Below are 24,636 nucleotides of genomic sequence, written 5' to 3'. Positions count from 1 at the left end.
TGCGCGCTCCTGGCGAGGCCGGGAACCAATTCATGGCTGTGACCCGGCCGGCTTCCCGAAGGTGCCGCTGGATCCCTGCCGTCACGGCATCGACATGATCAGTCCAACGGGTGGGTAAGGCTTACAATGTCCTCGACGTCCTGGCGGCTGCGCGCGAAGCGCTTGAGCACCAGCGGATCGTGCCCCGGCACGATGTGAGCGGGCGAACTGGCAAGCTGCTTCATCCGTTCCACCCCGAAGATCACGTCGCTCAGTCGGTCGAAGACCGGAAAGGGCTTTTCGCGCTCCATATTGGCGTAGAAATGGGCTGCGTCGGACGCAATCACGACCGCGCCGTTGTCGGTTTCCACCCGCACCACCTGCAATCCGCGCGAGTGGCCGCCAACCTTGTGGAGCGTGATGCCGGGCGCGATCTGCGACTCGGGGTCGTGGAAGCAAACCTTTCCGGCAAAGACGCGCCGCACCATGGTGGTGACGTCTTCGGCCTCGAAGGGATGGCGCATGGCGTGGTGGCACATGCAGCGGCCGGTCGCGAACTCCATCTCCGCATCCTGCAGGTGAAAGGTCGCGTTCGGAAACAGATGATGGTTCCCGCAGTGGTCGTAATGCATGTGTGAGACGATGACGTCGCTGACGTCGGCGTGGTTGATGCCGATTGCCGCCAGGCCGTCATCGACGGGCCTCACGACACTGCGTCCGCGTTTGTCACCGGTCGGTTTGTCGAAACCTGTGTCGACGATGAAAGTGCGCTTCGCGCCGACGATCGCCCAGACGAAGTAGTCGAGCGGCATGGGAACATCATGTGTGTCCCCGCCCAGGAAATTCTCACCCGAGCGGCGTTCGAAATGGCCGTAGCGAACGGCATGGATATCATAGCGTTCGGAGTCACCCATGATCAGCTCGCTTTGGCGACATCTGGGGTCTGGGCTGAGCCGACCTCCACATGCGCCCATGTCTCAACCGTCTTGACCATACAGGTAAAATCGGAATCCGGCCCATAGAGCTGGTTCGTCACGCTCAGCAGCTGGCGCACGGCACTGCCCACCACCATAGGCACGCCCATCGCCTCCGCCTCATCCACGCACAGCCGCACATCCTTGAAGGACAGGCCGGTGGCGAAGCCGAAATCGAAGGTGCGCGGCAGGACGGATTTCGGGAACTTGTCCTCGGTGGCACTGTTGCGGCCGCTCGATGCGTTGATGACGTCGATCATGACCTTCGGATCGAGGCCCGCCTTCACGCCCATCACCACCGCCTCGGAGGAGACCGCAAGGGCCGCCGCCGCAAGCAGGTTGTTGGCTAGCTTCATGGTCTGGGCGGCGCCCTGAACCTCGCCCATGAAGAATATCCGGCCGAAATTCTCGATGACCGGCCTCGCCGTCTCGAAGGCGGCCTTGGGACCCGAGACCATGACGGCGAGGGTGCCGTTGCGTGCTCCCTTCAATCCGCCGCTGACGGGCGCATCGATCATGGCGATGTTCTTGGCTGCAAGGCCTTCTGCAACCCTGGCGGCCGTTCGCGGGCCGGTAGTGGAAATGTCGACGAAGATGCGGACGGCCTTGCCGTCGGCGATGCCGCCATCGCCGAGCACGATCTTTTCCAGGATCTGCGGGCTGGGCAAGCTGGCAAAGACGATCTCCGCGGCATCGGCAACCTCGCCTGCGCTGCCTGCGGCCTTTGCGCCCGAATTGGTCAGTTCCAGCACGGCGTTGGCGTCGATATCGTGGACTATCACCTCATAGCCGGCCTGGATGAGACGGGTCGCCATCGGCGTGCCCATTTTTCCAATGCCAACAAAGCCGATTTTCAGGGTCGACATGATCGCTCTCTCCTCCTTCGGGGCCTATTGCCCATGGTGCTTGGTCTCGATTTCCCGGATCGCATTCCGTCAGGTCGTTTCCACCGTGGGCATTTCGAGCGCCTGGCTTGTACGCGGCACGAGAAGTTCCGCTATGTCCACGACCTTCAATCTGTCGGCCACGCCGAGTGCATCGATCGCGGCTGTGTACATCACCTTGTCCTTCGGACAGGCGACGACGAAATAAGCGACGTCGCCCAGGCTCAGTGCCTCGCGGATGCGGTTCTCGCTCGGCCGCTCGGTCACACCGTCGTCACCTTGCCAGATGCGGCCGCCGCCGGCGCCGCAGCAAAAGGAATTCTCCCGGCAGCGCGGCATGTCATGAAGCGTATAGCCGGCGGCCCGGATCAGGTCGCGCGGCGCATCGAAGCCGCCATTGTAGCGTCCAAGATAGCAGGGATCGTGATAGGTGACCCTGGCGCCGTCGGCGACATGCAGGTCGAGTTTTCCCGCCGCGATGAGTTCCGCCAGCAGCGCCGTATAGTGCAGCACCTCGAACGCCGCGCCGAAATGCTGATAGTCGTTCTTCAGCGCATTCAGGCTATGCGGATCGGTGGTCATGATCCGGTTGAAGTTGCACGCCTTGATCTCATCGATGTTGGACTGAGCGAGCGTCTCGAACAGACCTTCTTCGCCGGCCCGCCGCACATCGTTGCCGCTGTTGCGCTCGGCATCGAAGAGAATGCCGAAGTCGACACCGGCCGCGGTCAGCAGTTCGGCAACCTTGCGGGTGATTTCCTGAACGCGCGGATCGTAGGACGCGTAGTCTCCGACGAACCACAGAACGTCGACAGGCTCCTCGCGCGCGTCCTTGACCGGAAAACCGAGCTCCTTGGTCCAGCGGGCCCGCATCTTGGAAGGCTTGCCCATGGAGTTGCCGAGGCGGGTCAGGCTCGATAGCGCCTCCTGGAGCCCGGGGCTGATACGGCCTTCGTCGACAAGATGACGGCGCATGTCGATGATCTTGGGCAGATGCTCGATCTCGACCGGGCATGCTTCCATGCAGGCACGACAGGTGGTGCAGGCCCACAGTGTCTCCTCGGAAATCACGCCGCCGACCAGCGGGGCCGCCGATGGTCCCGCGGCAAGCGCATCGCGCATGTCGGTGATCAGCAACTTCGGGCTGAGCGGCAGACCGGCCGCATAGGCTGGGCAGACCGCCTGGCAGCGGCCGCATTCGGTGCAGGACAGAAGGTCAAGCTGCTGCTTCCAGTCGAACTGTCCCAGGCTGTCGATGCCTGGAGCCTCACGCGCTTCCGGGACCGCGGGCGCCAGGCCGCGCGGCTCGAGGCTGCGGAAGTAGATGTTGGGCGCGGCAAGGAACATGTGCCGGTGTTTCGAGCCGGGGATATAGACGAGGAACGCCAGAATGGCGCCGACGTGAACCCAGTAGAACAGCTCTTCGCCCGCATGTCCCGGTATGCCGGCACGCTCGAGCAGTCCGGCAAGCGCCGACGCGACGGGCCGCCACGAGCCGTCGGCGCCGCCGGCTATGCGCGCCGCCGCCTCGAGCAGCAGAGACGCCACGATCAGAACGATCAACACATAGATGATTGCCGCATCGCTGCCGCTCGAGCCATCGAAGCGGGCAGGCCTCAGCACGTAGCGCTGATAGAGTGCAAGTGCGACGCCGACCAGCATCAGCACCGAAAAGATATCCTGCAGAGCGGCAATCCAGGTTTCGCCTCCGATGGGCGCAAGCGAGAACCCGGGAAACAGCCGCGAGCCGAAGGCATCGATGGTGGCGGTGAACAGCACGAAGAATGAAATGAAGATGATTGCGTGGAGCACGCCGGAAAGCGGCTTGCGGAGCATTTTCCGGTGCATGCCGATGGCGACCATCACGCCCTGGAGACGCAGCATCGGGCGGTCGAAGCGGGCCGCTGCCGGTGCATTGGCGAGAGCGACCGCGTAACGGCGAGAGCGCCAGGCCGTCAACGCGAGTGCTGTGATGACCAGGATCCAGAGTGGCAGGGTCGATGCCATCTCAACGGCCAGAGCCGGCTCGCAGCCTGTCGCTCAGATTGGCGACGAGATCGAACAGGTCACAGGTCGCGCCGTAATGCGCGACATTGAAGATGGGGGCCTTCGGGTCGGTGTTGACGGCAATGATGAGGTCGGCCTGCGACATGCCCTCGAGATGTTCGGGCGCGCCGGACACGCCGAGCGCCAGGTAAAGCTTCGGCTTCACCTTCTGGCCGGATTTGCCGACCTGGCGCAGCTTCGGCAGCCAGCCATTGTCGACCACAGGACGGCTGCCGGCGATCTCCGCCCCCAGCATCGTCGCCAGATTGCGAGCAAGGTCGATGCTTGCCTCGTCGCCGATGCCGCGGCCCACGCACACGATCCTGTCGGCTGTCGTCAGATCGACGTCGGCATAATCCGGCATGTCGATGGCCACCATCTTCACCTTGCCGCTGGTGAGTACGGGTTCGGCATCGATCGTCTGCACGTTCATGGGCGCGATCGGATCCGGCGCTGCCGTCGCGAAGGCTCCTGGGTTGATCATCAGAATCGCGGGCAGCCGCACTTCGCATTCGGCCAGTATCTTGCCGCCATACATCTGCGCGACGATCGTCAGGGCTTCGCCATGCCGCTTGATTTCATTGACATAGGAGATGAGCGGCCAGCCGGTTCGCGCCGCGATGTCCGCTGCCACGTCCAGTCCGTTTGCCGAATAGGGAACCAGGATCAGGCCGGGGCTTTCGGCGGTGATGACGTCGCGCAGAAGCAGCGCGTAGGCCTCGGCGGGAATGACATCCGATTTTGTCGAGCGGGCCACTATCAGGCGATCGGCGGCACCAAGGCAAGTGGATGCGCCTTCCGCGTCACGACCGGCGAAAAAGGCAACGACTTCGTCGTCGGCCTGGGCCAGCGAGCGCGCCGCGGCGATCATCTCAAGTGAGAAGGCTTCGATCTTGCCGGAATGGCCTTCGGTACAGGCAATCAATTTCATGGCTTAGTTCCTCGCCAGGCCTTTGGCTGCCAGGATGGTGATCAAGCGATCCGCGACTGTCTCAGCATTGCCGCCGAGGTTCTCGCCGGAGCCGCCCTGGACTGGCAGGCGCAATGTGATGATCTCGGCGGTACGCTCGAAGCCCGACAATTCGGGCGTGGCGCGGCCGATGGGCGTCTTGGACGCCTCGCGAAGCTTGCTGCCCGAGACATAGCGGGGCGCCTTCGACGCGGTCTGAACGCCGAGCACCGCCGGCGTGGCCAGCTCATAGGTGACGGCGACACCCGCGCCGCGCTCTTGCGTGACCCGAAGCACGGCGCCGTTCGCAACGATACGGTTGGTTCCCGACACATGCGGCCAGTCGAGCAGCGCGCCGACATAGGGCGCGAGCTGGCCAAAGACATCCTCGCTCGATTGGACGCCGCACAGAACCAGGTCTGCCGACCTTGCCCTCGCCATCGCGGCGATGGAAGCCGCGATCTCTCGTGAGGAGATCATGGCGTCCTCCTCGAATTGGAGGGCCACGACTTCGTCGGCGCCGCGCGCCGCGGCCATCTGCAGGACCCGGTTGGCGCCTTCGCCAACGGCCACCGCCGTTACCTTCGCACCGACGGCTTCCTTGAGCAGGATTGCTTCCTCGAGGGCATGATCGTCGAAATCGTTGAGCTGGAAATCCAGCCATTCCCGATCGATGCTGCGGCCGTCCTCGGCGAGTTGCAGCTCGCCCGCGGAATCCGGGATCATGCGCAAGACGACAAGAATATTCACGGCCTCTCCTCCGACGGAACGCACCTCAAGCGCCCAGAACCGGCTGCTAGATAAGTCGTATTCTTCGCTGCTCCCAATGGCCAAAAAGGTAATAGCAGCTATTACAAGACGGCAGATTGACGATCATGGGTAATCGACTGCTAATTTGCGTCAAATCGCGTCCAATCGAATTTTCCTGAGTTGGAGGTTGTCAGGAGAATGCTCGTGCGATTTGCCCGAGATATAAACATATATTCTTTGTTTATACTTTCTCGTGTGCGAGAATATCTGAGGAGAATTTTAAACGCTCTGTCGAGCGTTAAGGAGGAGGAACCAATGTCAATAAAGAGCATTCTAGACCACAAGATTTCCCGTAAGGGCTTTATCCGGGGCATGCCGGCCGTGGCGGCAGCCATGGCCGCCGCGCCGGCCATCCAACTCGCCCAGACCAGCGCGGCCGTCGCTTCAGAGACGGCGGAAAAGAAGCCTGGCTACTACGGCGCGCCGCGCACCTGGATGTGGAACCCCAATGCCAACACCATGGTCGACACCTCGAAATGGAAGAAGGCGGGTCCGTACACGATCGGGTTCTCCAATGCTTCGATTTCCAATGCCTGGCGCGTCGCCTTTCAGCATGGCGTCCTGTGGTCCGCCGGCCAGCATCGCGACGAGATCGCTCATCTTCTCGTCACCGACGCCAATGACGATCCTTCCAAGCAGATCGCGGATATCCAGGATCTGATCAGCCAGGGCGTCGATATTCTGCTCATTGCGGCCTCGACCGAGGACGCGCTCGATTCCGTCGTCGGCCGTGCAACCGAACAGGGCATCCCTGTTGTCATGGTCGATCGCAAGGTGAAGACGCCGGCCAACTACATCACCTACGTCACGGCATCCGACTGGGCGTTGGGCCGTCTCGAGGCGCAGTGGTTGTGCGAGACGCTGGGCGGCAAGGGCAACATCGTGATGCTGCCGGGCATCGCCGGGTCGAGCGTCGCGGAAATCCGCATCAAGGCGAACGAGGAAGTGTTCTCGAAGTTTCCCGACATCAAGGTGCTGGAGAAGCAGTATTGCGACTGGAATCCGGCAACCGGCAAGTCGGTGATGGCCGCGCTGATCCAGAAGCACGGCAAGGCCATCGACGGTGTCTTGGCCGACAGCGCGCTACAGGGCTATGGCGCGATCGAAGCGTTTCTTGACGCCGGTTACAAGGACGGCGAATTCCCGCCGATGACCGGTGGCGACGTTGCCCGGATGTATCAGCTGGCCAACAAGCACAACATCAAGATGGTCGGCATCGACTATCCGACGTCGATGGGCATCACCGGCATCGAGACCGCGCTCGACGTGCTCAAGGGTATCTCGGTCCCGGACAAGGTCGAGGTGAGCTTCCAGGTCGTCACGTCGCCCGGCGCGGATACGGTCTCGGTCAAGGGCGACAGGCATCTGCTCGACCATGTCAGCATGAGCGACCCGGGCGATCTGTCGCCAAGCAACGGGCTGCCTGCCGGCTACAATCCGAGCACATTCAATCCCGACTATCCGAAGTAAGCCTCCCAAGCGACCCGGTGTGCGCCCTTCTGGGCGCGCACCGGACGTGCATTGAACAGTTCGAGCACCGGATATGTCAGCGTCTGTTATTGAACTCAGTCAGATCGAGAAGGACTATCCTGGAGTCAAACCCCTGGACAAGGTCGATTTCGCCGTGCAACCCGGCGAGATTCACGCCCTTCTCGGCGAAAATGGCGCGGGCAAGTCGACGCTGATCCGCGTCATGGGCGGCGTGACCAAACCGAATTCCGGGACCATGACCTACCTCGGCAGGCCGGCTTCCTGGCAGTCGCCGAAGGAAGCACGCGCGGCCGGCATCCACGTGATCCATCAGGAGCTTGCTCTTTTTCCCGAGCTTTCCGTTGCCGAGAACATTCTGGTCGACACGCAGCCCCGCGGCATGCTGGGTCTCATTTCAAACCGCGCCCGCCACGTCCGCGCCGCTGAAATTCTCTCACAGCTCGGCGTCGACATTCCAACCCACGCCAGGATCGACGAATTGCCGCTTGCCGACCAGCAAATGGTCGAGATCGCGAAAGCTCTGGTCGGCAAGGTGCGGCTGCTCATCCTGGACGAGCCGACGGCGGTCATCGCCGGACGCGAGGTCGATCTTTTGTTCGAGAACATGCGCAGGCTGCGCAACGAAGGCGTCGGTATCGTCTACGTCTCCCATAGGCTGGAGGAAATCTTCGAGATCGCCGACACGGTCACGATCCTCAAGGACGGCCAGCTCGTCGGCACGAGCCCGGTAAGCGCGCTCACGCGCGAAGAGATGATCACCCGGATGGTCGGTCGCCGGCTCAGCCAGATCTATCCGCCGCGGCGCACCGCACCGGCGAGCGGCCCGGATGTGCTCGCCGTTCGCAACCTCAAGGCTGGTCCGCGCGTCCGTGACGTCAGCCTCAACGTCAAGGTTGGCGAAATCGTCGGCGTCGCCGGCATGGTCGGTTCGGGGCGCACGGAGGTCGCCGAGGCGATCTTCGGCACGCGCGCCGTGGAGAGTGGTGTGATCGAATTCGATGGCAAGCCATTTGCGGCGAAGCTTCCGAAGGGCTCGATACGCCACGGGCTCGGTTTTCTGACCGAGAGCCGAAAGGACGACGGCCTGTTTCTCGGCCTGCCGATTTCCGCCAACATCGTAGCGCCCGACCTCGAAGGCATAACGAAACATGGCCTGATCGACCGCAAGCAGGAACGTGCGGTGGCCATGCGGCAGATCCAGGACTTTTCGGTCGCGACGCCGTCGCCTGACGTGAAGATCGGCAATCTCTCCGGTGGAAACCAGCAGAAGGTGTTGTTCAGCCGCTGGTCGCGGATCGCCAGCAGGCTGCTTATCCTCGACGAACCAACGCGCGGGGTCGATATCGGGGCCAAGGTGGAGATTTATCGCATCGTGCGCCGGCTGGCGGATTCCGGCGTCGGCGTGCTGATGATCAGTTCGGAACTGCCCGAAATCGTCGGCCTTTCCGACAGGGTCTTCGTGATGGCGCAAGGCTATGTCGTCGGCGAAATCAAAGGCGATGCGCTCGGCGAGGAGGCGATCATGGATCTCGCCGTGCGATCTGTCGGGCACCGCAAGGCGGAAATTGATCAACGTGCGGAGCCGGTAGGATGAGTGCGATCACGATGGATCTTCGCCGCAACCGGCTGATGCTTTCCTATCTGATCGTGGCTGTGCTGCTGGTCCTGCTTGCGGTCGCCGGCGGCTTCTTGTCCGATCGGTTCCTGACCTGGCGCAACATCGGCAACCTGTTCCAGCAGCTCATCGTGCTGGGCATGGTCAGCCTGGGCCAGACGTTTGTCGTGCTGATGGGCGGCATCGATCTGGCGGTCGGTTCGCTGGTTGGTGCGCTCACCGTCTTTCTGGCGAACTTCCTCGAATGGCGCCCCGATCTGGTGTGGCTTGCACTGCCGCTCGCATTGGTCGCCGCGACCGCTGTGGGCGCGCTCAACGGGTTGTTGACGGTCGTGCTGCGCGTCCATCCGTTGATCGTCACGCTCGGCATGTCCTCGATCATCTTCGGCGGAACGCTGATGTACCGCAAGGAGCCCGGTGGCTCCGTACCGCGTGCCTTCGCGGATATCGCCTATGCAAAGGTCGGCGGCATTCCGCTCAGCGCCGTCGTGCTCGTCGTGATTTTCGCGCTCGCCGGGCTTTGGCTGCAGCGCACGCGCACCGGCCGCAGCATCTACTTCGTCGGCGGCGACCGGGAAGCGGCGCGGCTGAACGGGTTGCCGGTCGATCGTATCGTGGTGCTTGCCTACGCGCTGTCGGGCCTGTGCGCGGGCATAGCGGCGATTTTCCTGACTGCGCGAACTGGCGTTGGCGACCCGCGCATCGGTGCCGCGCTGACGCTGCAGTCGGTGACGCCGGTGGTGGTCGGAGGCACCATCCTCGCCGGCGGAAGAGGCGGCGTGCTTGGCACTTTCCTTGGCGTGCTGCTCGTCACCATGCTCAACAGCCTGCTGAACTTCGTCAATGTCTCGTCCTACTACCAGTGGGTCATCCAGGGGCTTATCATCATCATCGCCGTCGGCATCCACACACCAAGGCGGAGATAATGATGGCGCCTCTCGATACCCCGATGCCGCGATCGCAAGGCATTTCCCTGGCGTCTGTCTTCGAGCGCTACGGGCTGGTGGTCTTCCTGGTCGTGCTGATGACCGTCGCGGCTCTTGCCTCACCGACCTTTCTGCGACCGGCCAACCTGGTCAATGTGCTGACCATCGCGGCACCGCTTGGCATGGTTGTGATCGGTCAGACCTTCGTCATCCTGGTGCGCGGATTGGACCTGTCAGTGGCCTCGCTGATGGCGACGGTGGCGGTGCTGGCGACCGCTTTCAAAGCCACCACCAATGAAGCGATTCCGATGATCTTCATCGCCGCGATCGCCCTGTCGGCCATGGTGGGCCTGGTGAACGGCTGGCTCGTCGCCAAGCGCAATGTCAGCCCGTTTCTCGCGACACTGGCGATGATGATCATCCTGCAGGGCATTCGTTTCGCCTATACCGGCGGGGCGCCGATCAGCACCTTGCCGCCGGGCATGGGCTTTCTGGCCTCGGGGCGGATTTTTGGCGTACCAGTCAATCTGATCACCCTGGCATTCCTGGCGATCGCGTTCGGCATCGTGCTGCACCGGTCGCGCCTCGGCCGTGAGATATTCATGGTGGGAAGCAATCCGAAGGCCGCGTTCCTCAACGGTGTCGCGCCCGATCGCGTGGTCATCCTTTGCTACGTCATCTGCTCGGTCTGCGCGGGAATAGGCGGCCTGTTCCTGCTCGGCTATGTCGGTACCGTCTCGAACTGGGTCGGGCAAGGCTACGAACTGGACTCCATCGTTGCCGCGGTGATGGGCGGCGTGGCGCTTACCGGTGGGCGCGGCAACATCTTCGCGGCGCTGCTTGGCGTGGCTGTTCTGGTGGTGATCAACAATCTCGTGCTGCTGCTCGGATTTCCGATCGAGATGCAGCTCATCATCAAGGGCGTCATCATCATCGGCGCGGCGGCGTTTTACCGGACGCGGCTCGCCTGACCCGATGCTGCCGTTGGACCCCAAGGGAGGAAGAAAATGACCGTTGAAGTTCTGGCGGATCGCGGTGCACGGGCAAGGCGCGACGAGGAAGTGGATGTCGTGATCGTCGGGGCCGGCCCATCCGGCTCGGTTGCCGCGCTTCACCTGGCGCGTGCCGGCATTTCCGTTGTCGTGCTCGAACAGGGCGAATGGCCTGATTATGCCGACTATACCGGCGCGCGTCCGGAGCACGAACTTGTCAGCACCAAGCTCTGGCATCCCAATCCCAACGTCCGTGACAATCCCAACGACTATCCGGTCGACACGTCGACGACGGACATCAACCCGCTGATGTTCGCCGGCGTCGGCGGCAGCGCGACGCTTTATGGCGCGCAGTGGATGCATTTCCTGCCGTCGGACTTCCGCGTGAGGTCGATGGACGGCGTGGCCGAGGACTGGCCGTTCAGCTATGAGGACCTGCTTCCTTACCAGCTCGAGATCGAGCGCGAGGTGGGCGTTTCCGGTCTCGCCGGCGATCCGGCCTATCCGCCCCGCGGTGCCTATCCCTTCCCGGCGCTGCCCATCGGCTCCGTCGGTCTGCGCGGTGCGCTGGGCATGGAAAAGATGGGCTGGCACTGGTGGCCCGGCAGCAATGCCATCCCGTCGGAGACGTTCGGCGAACTCAATCCGTGCGTGCGCCGCGGAACCTGTCTTACCGGGTGTCCGGAGGGCGCGAAATCCACGACCGACCGGTCGCATTGGCCGCTGGCATTGAAAGCCGGCGCGCGGCTGGTCACCCGTGCCCGGGTCAAGGAAGTCGAGACCAACGAGCAAGGGCTGGCGACCGGTGTCGTCTATATCGACGCGAACGGCCGGGAGCGGCGCCAGCGCGCCAAGGTGGTCATCCTGTGCGCCAATGGCGTCGGCACGCCGCGACTGCTGCTGATGTCAGGAGGGTCCAGGAACCCGGACGGCCTTGCCAACTCGTCGGGCATGGTCGGCAAAAGGCTGATGATGCATCCCTTCGCCAGCGTGCTTGCCTCTTACGCGGATCCGCTCGATTCCTGGCGCGGCCCCTTTGGCCAGCAGGTCTATTCGCTCGAGTTCTACGAGACCGACGAAAGCCGCGGCTTCGTGCGCGGTTCGAAATGGAATTGCATGCCCTCGGGCGGACCGGTTGGCGTATCCGGGGCAACCGGATCCAAGGTCTATGTCGCCGAGAGCGGCCGGTTCCAGGATTTCTGGGGCGCCAACCTGCACGAGAATGTGGCGCGTCGCTTCGGCCACTCGCTGATCTGGGGCATCGTCGGTGAGGATCTTCCGGAAGAGAGCAACCAGGTGATCCTGTCCAAGGATCTGACGGACTCCGACGGGCTGCCCGCGCCGCAGATCGTCTACAAGGTCAACGAGAACTCCAACCGGCTGTTGAAGTTCAACATCGATCGCTGCCTGGAATCGGTGCGCGCCGCCGGCGCCATCGAGACGCTGGTTTCGACACCGGTGCGAGAATCGGGCTGGCATCTCATCGGCACCACCGTCATGGGCGATGATCCGAAGCGCTCGGTCGTCGATCAATGGGGCGCCTGCCACGACGTGCCCAACCTCTACGTCATGGACGCGTCGACCTTCCCGACCTCGGGCGCCACCAACCCGACGGCGACCATCATGGCGGTCGCGCTGCGCAACACGCGACGCATGATCGCCGAGCGCCGCAACCAGAAGGTGGCCTGACATGTCGAACGAGAACACCTTCTTCGCGCTCGCCGATTTCCTCATCCCCGCATATGGCAAGATGCCGAAGTTCAGCGATGTCTGCGGCTATGCCGACGTCGAGAAGTCGCTGGATTTTCGCACGGACCTGAAGCCGGGCTTTGCGCGCGGCATCGCGGTCGATCCGGCCAGCGGCGCAGAGGCTTGCCTGGAAAGCCTCAACAAACAGGATGGCGAAGCCTTCTCGGCGATCACAACGATTGCCATCGCCACCTATTATATGAGCCCGCGCGTGCGCGAACTGATCGGCTATCCCGGCCAGGAGAACGTCCCCTACGATTCCAAGGCGACGCAGATTTACCTGACCGACGGCTCGCTCGGCCACGTCATTGCGCGCGGCCGCAAATATCGGCCGACTCCCGGCCTTTGATCTCCCAATCAACCGGAAAGGACAATCCAATGAGCAAAGATGTATTCGACAAGGGTTTTGAAATCCGCAAATCGGTTCTGGGCGCAGAATTCGTCGAGAAGTCCTTCGCCAGCGCCGACGATTTCAATCGTCCGCTGCAGGAACTCGTGACGGAATATTGCTGGGGCGCCGTCTGGGGCCGCGACACGCTCGACAAGAAGACCCGCAGCATGCTGAACCTCGCCATGCTCGCTGCCCTCAATCGTCCGCACGAGCTGAAGATGCACGTGAAGGGCGCGCTGACCAACGGTGTGACCAAGGACGAAATCCGCGAAGTCCTTCTACAGGTCGTGATCTATGCCGGCGTGCCCGCAGGCGTGGATTCTTTCCGGGTGGCGCGCGAAGCTTTGCAGGAAGTCGGAGCATGACAACCCGTCCGCCGCTCGCCACGGAAAAGCTGTCGATGCTGATCGGCGGCCGCCAGGCCGCCGCGCAGTCGGGGGATTATTTCGAATCCTTCGATCCCTTCACCGGCAAGGCTTGGGCGCTCCTCCCGCGCGCCGGGATAGCCGATGTCGATGCGGCCGTTCAGGCAGCCGCGGCCGCCTTCCGCGGCGAGTGGCGGACAATGACCCCAACAGCGCGTGGACAGATCATGACGCGCTTTGCCGACCTCGTGGCGGAGGAGGCCGAGACCCTGGCCGTTCTCGAAACCCGCGACAACGGCAAGCTGATCAATGAAATGCGGATGCAGTGCAAATACATCCCGCAATGGTTCCGCTTCTTTGGCGGCCTCGCCGACAAGATCGAGGGGCGCGTCATCCCGATCGACAAGCCGGGCGTGTTCAACTACACGCGCCGCGAGCCGCTCGGGGTGGTGGCCGCGATCACCCCATGGAACTCGCCGCTGATGCTGGCGACATGGAAGCTTGCTCCGGCGCTCGCCGCGGGCAACACGGTCGTCTGGAAGCCGTCGGAATTCTCCTCGGTGTCGGCTCTGTTCTTCGGCCAGCTTTTCGAGAAGGCGGGCTTTCCCAAGGGCGTCGTCAACATCGTCACCGGTTTCGGCCACGAAATCGGCGATCGGCTGGTCACGCATCCCGATGTGGCCAAAGTGGCCTTCACCGGCGGCGACGCGACCGGCCGCCGCGTCTATCAGTCCGCCGCCGGCGGGCTCAAGAAGGTTACGCTCGAACTCGGCGGCAAATCCGCCAACATCGTCTTTGCCGACGCCAAGATGGACGCTGCCATTCCAGGCCTCGTTTCGGGGATCTTCGCCGCGACCGGGCAGACCTGCATCGCCGGATCGCGCGCGCTCGTGCAGCGCTCGGTCTATGACCAGGTGACGGAGAAGCTGGTCGCCTTCGCAAAGACCGCGAGGATCGGCGATCCGCTTGATCCCGAGACCCAGGTGGGTCCGATCACCACCTTGCCGCAGCGCGCCAAGGTGCTCGATTACATCGGCATCGCCAATGGCGAGGGCGCCGCGCAATTGCTCGGCGGCAAGGTACCCGAGGACACGTCGATTGCCGACGGCTGGTTCGTCGAGCCGACGATCTTCGGCAACGTGAAGCAGTCCATGCGCATCGCCCAGGAAGAGGTCTTCGGACCGGTGCTGTCGGTCATTCCCTTCGAGGACGAGGACGAGGCGGTGGCTATCGCCAACGACACCATCTACGGCCTTGCGGCCGGGATGTGGACGCAGGACCTTGGTCGGGCGATCCGCCTGCCCGAGCGGCTCGAAGCCGGCAGCGTCTGGGTTAACATGTACCGCGCCACCAGCTATCTCTCGCCATTCGGCGGCTACAAGCAGTCGGGCATCGGCCGCGAGAACGGCCAGACCGCCATCTACGAATATCTTCAGGAAAAAAGCATCTGGATCGATGCCGGGAATTCCATTCCCGCGCCATTCGTCCAGCGCTAATCGACCAGATGCTTCGGGAGGAAACCATGACCATACGTTTCGATGCCGTGCCGCCACTCGATCCCAAGGTGGCGGCGTTCGTCGGCGGCAGCCATGCGATGCTTGTCGGCAACACGTGGCTCCCGGCGGCCTCGGGAAAGACGTTGGAAGTGGTCGATCCTTCGAACGGCCGGATCATTGCCGCAGTGCCGGCCGGCGACAGCGCCGATGTCGATCTGGCGGTCCGGGCCGCGCGCAAGGCGATCGACGGCCCCTGGTCGAAAATGGTGCCGGCCGAGCGCGCCAGGCTGATCTGGAAACTCGCCGATCTGATCGATGCCAATGTCGATATGCTGGCGACGCTCAATTCCTATGAGAGCGGCAAGCCGATCGGTGATTCCCGCAATGGCGAGGTGCCATTCACGGCCGAGACGTTCCGCTACTATGCGGGGTGGGCCACGAAGATCAATGGCGAGACGATGACGATCAACGCGCCCGGCGACTGGCACGCCTACACCCGCCGCGAGCCGGTCGGCGTCGTCGGCCAGATCATCCCGTGGAACTTCCCGCTCAGCATGCTCGCCTGGAAGGTGGCGCCGGCCTTGGCGGCCGGCTGTACGATCGTGCTCAAGCCGGCCGAGCAGACGCCGCTCGGCGCGCTCTATTTCGGCAGGCTGGTCCAGGACGCCGGTTTTCCGGAAGGCGTAGTCAACATCCTGACCGGCTTTGGCGAAACCGTCGGTGCGGCGATGTCTGCCCATCCCGACATCGACAAGGTGGCATTCACCGGTTCGACCGAGGTCGGCCGGCTGATTGCCCGCGCCGCGACCGGCAATCTCAAGAAGGTCAGCCTGGAACTTGGCGGCAAGGCGCCGACCATCGTGCTTGGCGATGCCGACATCGACATGGCGGTGGCCGGCGCCTCAAGCGCGGCATTCTTCAATGCCGGGCAGAGCTGTGGCGCGGGAACGCGTTTCTTCGTTCACAAGAAGATCTACGACAAGGTCATGTCCGGGATCGCGGAGCGCGCCGAAAAGCTGAAGCTCGGCGCCGGGCTTGATCCTGCGACGGAGCTTGGCCCCGTCGTCTCTCAGCAGCAGATGGAACGCATCACCCGGCTGATCTCGGAAGGCAGGAGCGATGGCGCCGAGATCGTCACTGGCGGCGCGCGTGCGGGTGACGTCGGCTATTTCGTCAAACCGACGGTCATTTCCCGTACGCGGCCTGACATGTCGGTGATCCGCGAAGAGATATTCGGGCCGGTGGCCTGCGCGATGCCCTTCGACGACGAGGACCTGGACAAACTCGCCAGGGATGCCAACGACACCGAGTATGGCCTGGCCGCATCGATCTGGACCAACAATCTGGGCGCCGCGCATCGGCTGGCCGCGAAGATCAAATCCGGCACGGTCTGGGTGAACTGCCATAACTTCAATGACGTCACCATGCCGTTCGGCGGTTTCAAGCAATCGGGCTGGGGGCGAGAACTTGGCGAACAGGCGCTCCAGCTTTACACCGAGACCAAGACCGTCGCGATCCGGCTGCCATAGGCGAGGGGGCGGCCGATGTCCTGCTACGAGACGATCGATGCGCGGTTCGGGGATCTGATCGATCCGGTCGCATTCCTCGAAACCATCCACACGGGAAATCGCTGGGCGGAGGGGCCGGTCTATTTCGCCGACCTTCGCTCGTTGATCTGGAGTGATATTCCCAACGACCGCATGCTGCGATGGGACGAGGAGACGGGCGCGGTTTCGCTGTTCCGAAGCCATGTCTCCAACCCGAACGGCAACACGCGCGATCGTAGTGGAAGGCTGGTCACCTGCATGCAGGGGGAACGCCGTGTCGTGCGTACCGAGTGGGACGGCTCGATCACGGTGCTGGCCTCCGCCTACGATGGCAAGCCGCTGAACTCGCCGAACGATGTTGTCGTGAAGTCCGACGGCAGCATCTGGTTCACCGATCCGAACTACGGGATCATCTCCGATTATGTCGGGCGCAAGGGCCTGCAGGAGCAGCCGGGCTGCCGCGTCTACAGGATCGATCCGGTATCGGGGAAGATCACCGTCGTTGCCGATGATTTTTCCATGCCGAACGGGCTCGCCTTTTCGCCCGACGAGAAGCACCTTTATATTTCGGACTCCGGTTTTCTAACCGACCGCAGCGCTCCCCATCACGTCAGGCAGTTTGACGTTGACGGCGACAGATTGGCAAATTCCCGCATCTTCGCCGACATATCGCCTGGCATTCCGGATGGTTTTCGCGTTGATGTCATGGGCAATCTCTGGATCAGCGCTTGGGATGGCGTACAATGCCATACGCCCGAGGGTGAACTCATCGGGAAAATCCAGGTGCCGGAAATGGTTGCGAACCTGGCCTTTGGCGGGCCGCGCAACAATCGGCTGTTCATCACGGCGACAACATCGGTCTATGCCGTGTTCCTGAATGTCCGAGGCCAGAAGTACCCGTTCGGCACGTGACACGGACACCACTGGGGGAGCTTGGAAGCGCTGCGGCAGCGGATGGTTGGGGTGAAAGTTGGACACGAAGCAGCTACAGGTATTCATCGCCGTCGGCGCGGCTGGCAGCTTCTCGAAGGCCGCACTCGACCTCAGCGTCACCCAGCCGATGGTCACGCGCCATATTCGCGGGCTTGAGGAGGAACTCGGCGTCGAGCTGTTCTATCGCAACGGCCGCGGTGTCGTGCTGACCGAGGCGGGCGTGCTCCTGAAGGCCCATGCCGACGAGATCGTCGAGCGGATGCGGCTGGCGCAAAATGCCGTCTCGAACCTCAAATCCTCGCCGAAGGGAAGGTTGGTGCTGGCCGTGCCGCCTTCGGTCGGCACTGTGTTGACGGTGCCGCTGGTCAAGAAGATCAAGAACGAGTTTCCCAATGTCGCGCTGCAGGTGATCGAAGGCTTCAGCGGCCATATCCTGGAATGGCTGATCGCCGGCCGCATCGATGCCGCCGTGCTCTACAATTCGCCGAACCATCCCTCGGTGCTGACCGAGCCGCTCGCCGATGACGAGCTGTTTCTGATCGGACCGGTCTTGTCCGAGCGCGTGCTGCCGCGCGGGCCGGTCGGCCTCAACATCTTCGCCGAGCTGCCGATGATCCTGCCCAGCCGCCCGCACGGGTTGCGGCGGCTTATCGACAACACCCTGGCGGAGCATGGCATCTATCCGCGCGTCGAGATGGAGCTGGAGGCAATGCCTTCAACCTTGCTTCTGGTCGAGGAGGGCACTGGCTATACGGTTCTGCCCTATGCTTCCGTCCATCTCCTTGTCGAGGCTGGCCGCATCGAGGTCTGGCCATTCGATCCGCCGATTACCCGGCAGCTGATCCTCGCGACCTCGTCGCAGCGACCGATGTCCTCGAACTTTCGCCCACTCTTCCGCGCGGTGCGCACGGAACTGCGGGACATCATTTCCACCCACATCTGGAAACCGACAACTTATCCTGAATGAGTGTTGGTGCCGTCATCCCCGATCGGGTGGAAAGATCGGCCGCAACCCGCTTATCCGCCGGGTCGATGCCGAATGCCCTGAACTACCCGTCAGCATTCGAGTGACGGTGAGACCTATGACGATTGTCGAGGTGTCGGGCTTGAGGCCAGGACATTGGCTAAACTCGCGATAGCGTGCACGCAACTCGGTTGCCAGCCATGTGATCAGGGTACAACCAGTTCGATAAGGAATGGCCCCTTGCGTCGAAACGACATCGTCAGCAATTGCGTGAAACGCTCCATCGTAGCCGCTTGTGCCGCTTCGACGCCGTAGCCCTTTGCCAGATCGATCCAGCTGATCGACGGGTTCTCAAGGCTCATCATGTCGAGCGCGACCCGCCCCGGATTGGCTCCGACATTGGCCAATTCGCCCAGCAGAATTGCGTATTTGCGGTTGGAAAGAATGATCGTCGTGACATCGAGGTTTTCGCGTGCCTGCGTCCACAGCCCCTGTGCGGAATAAAGTGCGGATCCGTCCGCTTGCAGGTTGACGATCCTTCGCCCGGGCGCGCCAATGGCCGCTCCCGTGGCGAGCGGAATACCGGCGCCAATCGCGCCGCCCGTAAGTTGCAGCCAGTCGTGCTGGGCGGCATCCTGGGTTTCGGAGAAGAAATCGCGGCCGAAGCTGACGCTCTCGTCCACAATCGTCTGGCTCGGCATCGCGCTCGCAAAACGGAAGCCATGCCCCGCCTTGATCCCCACGCTCGACAATCATCTCTGCACGCATCGATTGCGCGCTCTACATCTCCGTCACGAACTTCGTCCGCAGATAGGCGTCGAGGCCTTCGATGCCGCTCTCCGAGCCGTAGCCGGATTCGTTGACGCCGCCGAACGGCGTTTCCGGCGTCGACACCATCATGTGGTTGACGCCGACCATGCCGGCCTCCAGCGCTGCCTCGGTCTTCTGCGCAAGGCTGAGATTGCGGGTGAAGACGAAGGAGGCCAGGCCGTAAGGCAGCGAATTTGCCCGTTCGATCATGTCGTCGAAGGTTGAGAAGGTGGTGGTCGGCGCGATCGGCCCGAATGGCTCTTCGGACATGATGCGCGCCGTGTCCGGCACATCCTTCAGCAAGGTCGGCGCGTAGAAATAACCCTTGTTGCCGATCCGCTTGCCGCCGGTGACGACGCTCGCCCCCTTCGCCGTCGCATCGCTGACGAAGCCGTCCATGGCGTCCAGCCGTCGCGGCGCGATCATCGGGCCCATCTGCACGTTTGCATCGAGCCCGTCGCCGATCTTGAGCTTTTCGGCGCGCGAGGCGAAGCCTTCGATGAAGCGGCCATAGACAGCCTCATGCACGTAAAAGCGGGTCGGCGAGGTGCATACCTGGCCGGCATTGCGGAACTTGAAGGCGACGAGCGTGTCGAGCGTCCTGTCGAGATCGGCGTCCTCATAAACGATGACCGGGGCGTGGCCGCCCAGTTCCATGGTGCAGCGCTTCAGCGTATCCGCCGCCTGCTTCTGCAACAGCTTGCCGACGGCCGTCGATCCGGTCAGCGAGACCTTCTTCGGGATCGGCGAGGCGATGAGATAGGACGAGACCTTGGCCGGCTCGCCGAACACGATGTTCAGCACGCCCGCCGGCAATCCGGCGTCCTGGAAGCAGCGGGCGATGGCGACGGCGGTTCCGGGCGTTTCCTCCGCCGGCTTCAGGATGATCGAGCAGCCGGCGCCGAGCGCACCTGAAATCTTGCGGATGACATTGCTGGCCGGAAAGTTCCAGGCAGCGAAGGCGACGACAGGCCCGACCGGCTCCTTGAGCACCATCTGCCGCACGCCGGGCAGCCGGGCAGGGACGATGCGGCCATAGGCGCGCTTGCCTTCTTCCGCATACCAGCGGGTCGCGTCCGCCGCGAACTGCACCTCGCCGGTGGCCTCCGCCAGCGCCTTACCGTTCTCCATCGTCAGGATACGGGCGATTGCGTTCTTGCGCTGCTCGATCAGGTCGGCGGCCTTGTCCATGATCGCCCAGCGCTGCATCGCGGTCATCGTCTTCCAAAGCTTGAAGCCCTTGAGCGATGCGGCGAGAGCACGGTCGAGATCGGCCACCGTGGCATGCGGCACGATAGCCAACACCTCCTCGGTGGCAGGATTGATCAATGGTTCGGACTTGCCGTCCGACCCCTGGCGCCACACGCCGTCAATCAGCAGCTCGATCGTCTCTGGATACATGTTCCTGGCCCTTTCAGCCCGGCGGGGCGCGGAAAGCCGCCGGCGGATTGCACGTCACAAGAAAATTTCCGCGATGGCTTGACCTGTACATTGTATACAGTATGGTGTCGACATGATTTTAGCGCGCATCCAGAAATTATCGGTCGCCATCCCGGAGAATCTCGCCGAGATGCTCGAGGAAGAGATCATCTTCGGCCGCCTCAAATCGCGGGAGCGGTTGACCGAGGAAATGGTCGCCGCGCGTTACGGCGTCAGCCGGTCGCCGGTGCGCGAGGCGCTCAGACTGCTCGAGCGCGACGGCCTGGTGATGCGCGAGGCCAGGCGCGGCATCTGGGTTTCACCGATGTCGCAGCGCGATTTCGACGAGGTCTATACCTGCCGCATCGAACTCGAAGGGCTGGTCGCCAAGCAGGCGGCAGAATCCGCCGACATCGAAAAGAAGGCCGAATTCAAGAACCTTTTGTCGGAGCTGAAGCAGGCTCAGGCCAGGAACGATGCGCGGCAGTTCTTCATCGTCGACGTGCGCGGCTCTTTCCTGACCTACACGCTGGCCGGCAACAAGACGCTGACACGCCTGCTTGGCGGGCTGGAAAAGCAGGCCTTGCGCTACCGCTATCATGCCTACGAGCAGGATCCGAAGATCATCCAGCTGTCGCTGGACGACACGGCCCGCATCTATGATGCGATCACCGCCGGTGATGGCGAAAGCGCCAAGGCCATGACCGAAAACCTCATTCGGGAAATCTGGCAGAGCATGCGGGCCGGCATTCGCGACGCCTTCGGAGAGGGCTAGTCCGTGTCCAGCTTCTCGTCAGCGTTCAGCGTCATCGATTCCCATACCGCCGGCCACCCCACGCGCGTCATCCTCAGCGGCGTTCCGAAACTCTCCGGTTCGAGCGTGCGGGAGAAGCGGGACTATTTCCGCCGGCGCTTCGACCATCTTCGCCCGGCGCTGCTGCATGAGCCGCGCGGCCATGCCGCCATGGTCGGTCTCGTGCCGGTCGCTTCCGATGTCGCCGACTATGGTGCGTTCTTCATCTCGTCCTATGTCTATCTTGATATGTGCGGTCACGGCACGATCGGCCTCGCCAGGACGCTGGCCTTCACCGGCCAGATCTCTGTCGAAACGGGCGACAGCTTCACGCTGGAAACGCCGGCGGGTATCGTGACCGTTCATCTGGTCTGGAACGAAGACGGCTCGCTCGACCGTGTGCGGATCGCCAATGTCCCGAGCTATGTCGGGCTGGAGCGCTTGAGCGTTTCCGTCGAAGGCGTCGGCAAGGTCGATGCCGCGATCGTCTACGCCGGCATGTGGTATGCGCTGGTGGATGCCGGCCCACTCGGCTTCAAGCTGATCCCGGACAATGCGTCGGCCCTGATGCAGGCCGGCGCCAGGATCAAGGACGCGATCAAGGCGGCGACGAAGGACCTGCCTCTGCTGGCAGGTGCTGCCGCGCCGAGCGTGCTTTTCCACGATGCCGACAGCGCGCATTCGGCGACGCATTTTCTTGTCCTGGAATCCAACAAGTTCGACCGCTCGCCGTGCGGCACCGGCACCTCGGCGCGCCTGACCTACCTGCTCGGGAAGGGGCTGATCGACCCCGACCAGACTTATCACGCCAAGAATATCTTCGGCATTCCGTTCGAGGCGCGCCTGCAAAGGCGCGTCGAGGAGCAAGGCCGCGAGGCGATGATCATCGAGATCGAGGGCTCGGCCTTCATCACCTCGACCCAGACAATCTACTTCGAGAAGGGCGACCCCCTCTCGAAGGGATTTCTAGCCCGCTAACCACAAATAACTCAGAAAGGGGAATGACATGAAACTCACAGTAATGCGCACGTTCATGGCCGCTTTGACCATCGGTCTTGGCCTGCTCACCGCGCCGATCGCTGCTTCCGCCGACGACAATCCGTCCGCCGTCATCGACCAGATCCGCGCCAGCGGCGTGCTCAAGGTTCCTGTGATGACCGGCGAGGAGCCGGGCTACATCAAGGATCCGGCCACCGGCCAATGGAGCGGCTTCTACTACGAATTCCTGGGCGAGATCGCGACCCAGCTCGGCGTCAAGCTCGAGCCTGTCGAGACCACCTGGGGCAATCTGGCCGCCGACTTCCAGTCCAACAAGATCGACATCGCCATCGGCGTCAATCCGAACCCGAAGCGCGGTCTCGTCGTCGACTATCTGTGGGAGCCCCTGTTCACCGACGCCTGGGCCGTGCTGACGCCTCCCGGCAAGCCGGTCAAGACCTGGGCCGGGCTCAACACGCCCGACAAGACCGTCGTCGTCCAGAAGGGCAGCACCATGCAGGTCGTCGCCGAAGCCCTGCTGCCGAAAGCCAAGATCACGCCGGTGGAAGATCGTGGCCTGGCGTTGATGGAACTGCAGGCCGGCCGCGCCGATGGCGTCGTGCTTTCCATCTTCGATGCGCTGCAGATCACCAACCAGAAGATCGGCAATGTTTCGCTGCCCGAGCCGATCCTGCGCAATCCGGCGACGCTGGCCGTCGCCCGCAAGCCGGGGAATGCCGGTTACATCAACTTCCTGACCAACTGGATCCTGCAGGAGCGTTCGCTCGGCCTCGCCCAGGGCAAGCTTGCCCGCTCGTGGGAAGCCCGCGGCATCGACCTGTCGATCCTTCCGGCAGGGTTCTCCTTCTGATCGCAACAGCCTGACCGCCGCCTGGTGCGGCGGTCAGGCCACCACTGGACGTGCATCGAACCAGTGAGGACGCCATGTTCGACTATACAGTCATAACCAACAATATCGGGCTGCTCTGGCAGGGCCTGCTGATGACGTTGTACTTCACCGTCATCACCATCGGCGCCGGCATGCTGATCGGCCTGTTTATCGGGCTTATCCAGCTCAGCACGTTCAGGCCGCTGGTCATTCTCGGCCAGATCTATGTCGAGTTTTTCCGCAACATTCCGCTGCTCGTCACGCTTCTGTGGGTCTATTACGCCTTCCCGATTTTCGCCGGCATCAATGTCACGAAATTCTGGGCCGGCTTCATCGGGCTGAGCTGCTACGTCGGCTCCTTCTACGCCGAAATCCTGCGCGCCGGCGTCCAGTCGGTCGATCCCGGCCAGACGGATGCGGCGACCGCCATCGGCATGTCCTACGGCCAGCGCATGCGCCGCATCATCCTGCCGCAGGCCTTCCGCAAGATGATCCCGCCACTGGCCGGCCAGTCGATCATCCAGATGAAGAACACCACGCTGCTGTCGATGATCACGGTTCCCGACCTTCTCTATCAGGCGAGCTACATCTCGAGCTTCACCTATCGGCCGATGGAAGTTTACACCGCCGTCGGCGTCATCTTCCTGATCATCCTGGTGCCGCTGACACTGCTGTCCCGGAAGCTCGAAAAGAGCGGGAGCCTCAAATGAGCATCAGCGAACCAAGCGCCGTGATCGACAAAGGCGACAAGCCTGTCCTGCGGCTGGACGGCATCTGCCTCAAATTCGGCGACAAGCGTGTGCTGAACGGCATCGATCTCTCGGTCGTCGAAGGCGAGGTGGTCGTGCTGATTGGCGCCAGCGGGTCGGGAAAGACCTCGCTGCTGCGCTGCATCAACCTGCTCAACGTGCCGAGCAGCGGCAGCATCGTCATCGATGACGAGACGCTGTTCGACAGGCAGGCCGACGGCAAGGGTGCCCAGATACCAGCGCAGGAAGTCAACCGCATCCGCTCCAAGACCGGCATGGTCTTCCAGCAGTTCAATCTCTTCCCGCACATGACGGCGCTCGAAAACGTCATGGAAGGCCCGGTCATCGTCAAGAAGGAGCCGAAGGAGCAGGCACGCCAGAAGGCGCTGCAACTGCTCGATCTCATGGGGCTGTCGCAGCACGTCGAAAAATATCCGCGCCAGCTTTCCGGCGGCCAGCAGCAGCGCGTCGCGATCGCGAGGGCCATGGCCATGCAGCCGAAGGTGATGCTGTTCGACGAGCCGACCTCGGCGCTCGATCCCGAACTGGTCGGCGAGGTCATGAAGGCGATGGTCGAGCTGGCCAGGAGCGGCATGACCATGGTGATCGTCACCCATGAGCTGGGCTTCGCCTTCGAGGTCGCCGATCGGGTCGTATTCCTCGATCAGGGGCTGGTGGCGGAGCAGGGGCCACCCGCCAAGGTGCTGCTGCATCCCGAACATCCGCGTCTGAAGACATTTGTCGGACGCTTCCATGAATCGGCGGACCTGCTTCGCCCGTTCCTTGAGGCGCGTGAAGCCGAGAAGGCGTGCTGAAGGCACGCCGATTCACGCGAAAACAGCCAAGCGGACATCGTCGAATGCGCCCCCCTTTCGAGCTGGCCGCAA

At 62.8% G+C, this 24,636-nt stretch carries 23 protein-coding genes; 16 read left to right on the top strand and 7 right to left on the bottom strand.

The window, feature by feature from the left end; all coding sequences use genetic code 11:
• Positions 1–98: 98 nt before the first annotated feature.
• From AC07UC_RS30190 to AC07UC_RS30170, 5 genes are all read right to left on the bottom strand, one after another.
• The gene (locus AC07UC_RS30190; protein ID WP_494908398.1) at positions 99–791 is read right to left on the bottom strand and encodes an N-acyl homoserine lactonase family protein; all 693 of its coding nucleotides are present in this window, start codon (positions 789–791) and stop codon (positions 99–101) included.
• A 104-nt stretch (positions 792–895) separates the two neighbouring features.
• Complete coding sequence (locus AC07UC_RS30185) at positions 896–1,819, bottom strand: NAD(P)-dependent oxidoreductase (protein WP_140775039.1); 924 nt, start codon at positions 1,817–1,819, stop codon at positions 896–898.
• A 69-nt stretch (positions 1,820–1,888) separates the two neighbouring features.
• On the bottom strand, positions 1,889–3,844 hold the full coding sequence (locus tag AC07UC_RS30180; RefSeq protein ID WP_494908397.1) for a (Fe-S)-binding protein: 1,956 nt from the start codon (positions 3,842–3,844) through the stop codon (positions 1,889–1,891).
• A gap of 1 nt (position 3,845) precedes the next feature.
• The gene (locus AC07UC_RS30175; RefSeq protein ID WP_494908395.1) at positions 3,846–4,814 is read right to left on the bottom strand and encodes an electron transfer flavoprotein subunit alpha/FixB family protein; all 969 of its coding nucleotides are present in this window, start codon (positions 4,812–4,814) and stop codon (positions 3,846–3,848) included.
• Between the two features lie 3 nt (positions 4,815–4,817).
• Complete coding sequence (locus AC07UC_RS30170) at positions 4,818–5,582, bottom strand: electron transfer flavoprotein subunit beta/FixA family protein (RefSeq protein ID WP_140775042.1); 765 nt, start codon at positions 5,580–5,582, stop codon at positions 4,818–4,820.
• A 315-nt stretch (positions 5,583–5,897) separates the two neighbouring features.
• Here AC07UC_RS30170 and AC07UC_RS30165 point away from each other — a divergent pair, with 315 nt between their 5' ends.
• From AC07UC_RS30165 to AC07UC_RS30115, 11 genes are all read left to right on the top strand, one after another.
• Positions 5,898–7,112 (top strand): substrate-binding domain-containing protein, encoded by a 1,215-nt coding sequence (locus AC07UC_RS30165; RefSeq protein WP_494908394.1) that lies wholly within the window; start codon positions 5,898–5,900, stop codon positions 7,110–7,112.
• A gap of 73 nt (positions 7,113–7,185) precedes the next feature.
• Positions 7,186–8,727, top strand: a complete 1,542-nt coding sequence (locus tag AC07UC_RS30160; protein ID WP_494908393.1) for a sugar ABC transporter ATP-binding protein — start codon at positions 7,186–7,188, stop codon at positions 8,725–8,727.
• Positions 8,724–9,674: an ABC transporter permease gene (locus AC07UC_RS30155; protein WP_202323748.1), complete on the top strand. Its 951-nt coding sequence runs from the start codon at positions 8,724–8,726 to the stop codon at positions 9,672–9,674. Before AC07UC_RS30160 ends, AC07UC_RS30155 begins: the two co-directional genes overlap by 4 nt.
• Positions 9,675–9,676: 2 nt before the next feature.
• Complete coding sequence (locus tag AC07UC_RS30150) at positions 9,677–10,645, top strand: ABC transporter permease (protein ID WP_202323747.1); 969 nt, start codon at positions 9,677–9,679, stop codon at positions 10,643–10,645.
• Between the two features lie 36 nt (positions 10,646–10,681).
• Positions 10,682–12,355: a GMC family oxidoreductase gene (locus tag AC07UC_RS30145; RefSeq protein WP_172351812.1), complete on the top strand. Its 1,674-nt coding sequence runs from the start codon at positions 10,682–10,684 to the stop codon at positions 12,353–12,355.
• A 1-nt stretch (position 12,356) separates the two neighbouring features.
• Complete coding sequence (locus tag AC07UC_RS30140; RefSeq protein ID WP_494908392.1) at positions 12,357–12,764, top strand: hypothetical protein; 408 nt, start codon at positions 12,357–12,359, stop codon at positions 12,762–12,764.
• A 29-nt stretch (positions 12,765–12,793) separates the two neighbouring features.
• The gene (locus AC07UC_RS30135; RefSeq protein ID WP_140775049.1) at positions 12,794–13,171 is read left to right on the top strand and encodes a carboxymuconolactone decarboxylase family protein; all 378 of its coding nucleotides are present in this window, start codon (positions 12,794–12,796) and stop codon (positions 13,169–13,171) included.
• Positions 13,168–14,667: an aldehyde dehydrogenase gene (locus AC07UC_RS30130; protein WP_446720270.1), complete on the top strand. Its 1,500-nt coding sequence runs from the start codon at positions 13,168–13,170 to the stop codon at positions 14,665–14,667. The genes AC07UC_RS30135 and AC07UC_RS30130 overlap by 4 nt, the downstream gene beginning before the upstream one ends.
• A gap of 26 nt (positions 14,668–14,693) precedes the next feature.
• Positions 14,694–16,196: an aldehyde dehydrogenase family protein gene (locus AC07UC_RS30125; protein WP_494908391.1), complete on the top strand. Its 1,503-nt coding sequence runs from the start codon at positions 14,694–14,696 to the stop codon at positions 16,194–16,196.
• Positions 16,197–16,211: 15 nt separating this feature from the next.
• Positions 16,212–17,126, top strand: a complete 915-nt coding sequence (locus AC07UC_RS30120) for an SMP-30/gluconolactonase/LRE family protein (protein ID WP_494908390.1) — start codon at positions 16,212–16,214, stop codon at positions 17,124–17,126.
• 58 nt (positions 17,127–17,184) lie between these two features.
• The gene (locus AC07UC_RS30115) at positions 17,185–18,114 is read left to right on the top strand and encodes a LysR family transcriptional regulator (protein ID WP_140775053.1); all 930 of its coding nucleotides are present in this window, start codon (positions 17,185–17,187) and stop codon (positions 18,112–18,114) included.
• 203 nt (positions 18,115–18,317) lie between these two features.
• Here the strand turns inward: AC07UC_RS30115 and AC07UC_RS30110 are convergent, their stop codons facing one another.
• Together AC07UC_RS30110 and AC07UC_RS30105 are read right to left on the bottom strand one after the other, a co-directional pair.
• Entirely contained in the window at positions 18,318–18,854 is a 537-nt protein-coding gene (locus AC07UC_RS30110) for a thiamine pyrophosphate-dependent enzyme (protein WP_494908389.1), read from the bottom strand.
• Between the two features lie 37 nt (positions 18,855–18,891).
• Complete coding sequence (locus AC07UC_RS30105; protein ID WP_494908388.1) at positions 18,892–20,322, bottom strand: NAD-dependent succinate-semialdehyde dehydrogenase; 1,431 nt, start codon at positions 20,320–20,322, stop codon at positions 18,892–18,894.
• A 112-nt stretch (positions 20,323–20,434) separates the two neighbouring features.
• Between AC07UC_RS30105 and AC07UC_RS30100 the strand changes: the two genes are divergently transcribed.
• From AC07UC_RS30100 to AC07UC_RS30080, 5 genes are all read left to right on the top strand, one after another.
• Positions 20,435–21,115 (top strand): GntR family transcriptional regulator, encoded by a 681-nt coding sequence (locus AC07UC_RS30100; RefSeq protein WP_064987884.1) that lies wholly within the window; start codon positions 20,435–20,437, stop codon positions 21,113–21,115.
• Positions 21,116–21,118: 3 nt separating this feature from the next.
• Positions 21,119–22,111 (top strand): proline racemase family protein, encoded by a 993-nt coding sequence (locus AC07UC_RS30095; RefSeq protein WP_494908387.1) that lies wholly within the window; start codon positions 21,119–21,121, stop codon positions 22,109–22,111.
• A gap of 28 nt (positions 22,112–22,139) precedes the next feature.
• The gene (locus AC07UC_RS30090) at positions 22,140–22,982 is read left to right on the top strand and encodes a transporter substrate-binding domain-containing protein (RefSeq protein ID WP_494908386.1); all 843 of its coding nucleotides are present in this window, start codon (positions 22,140–22,142) and stop codon (positions 22,980–22,982) included.
• A gap of 74 nt (positions 22,983–23,056) precedes the next feature.
• The gene (locus AC07UC_RS30085; RefSeq protein ID WP_202323736.1) at positions 23,057–23,710 is read left to right on the top strand and encodes an amino acid ABC transporter permease; all 654 of its coding nucleotides are present in this window, start codon (positions 23,057–23,059) and stop codon (positions 23,708–23,710) included.
• The gene (locus AC07UC_RS30080; protein WP_494908385.1) at positions 23,707–24,564 is read left to right on the top strand and encodes an amino acid ABC transporter ATP-binding protein; all 858 of its coding nucleotides are present in this window, start codon (positions 23,707–23,709) and stop codon (positions 24,562–24,564) included. Before AC07UC_RS30085 ends, AC07UC_RS30080 begins: the two co-directional genes overlap by 4 nt.
• Positions 24,565–24,636: the final 72 nt, after the last annotated feature.

Source organism: Mesorhizobium sp. GW821-FHT04C10 (genome assembly GCF_059420305.1).
Note: the sequence above shows the minus strand (reverse complement) of the source record. Positions and strands in the feature narration are given on the sequence as shown.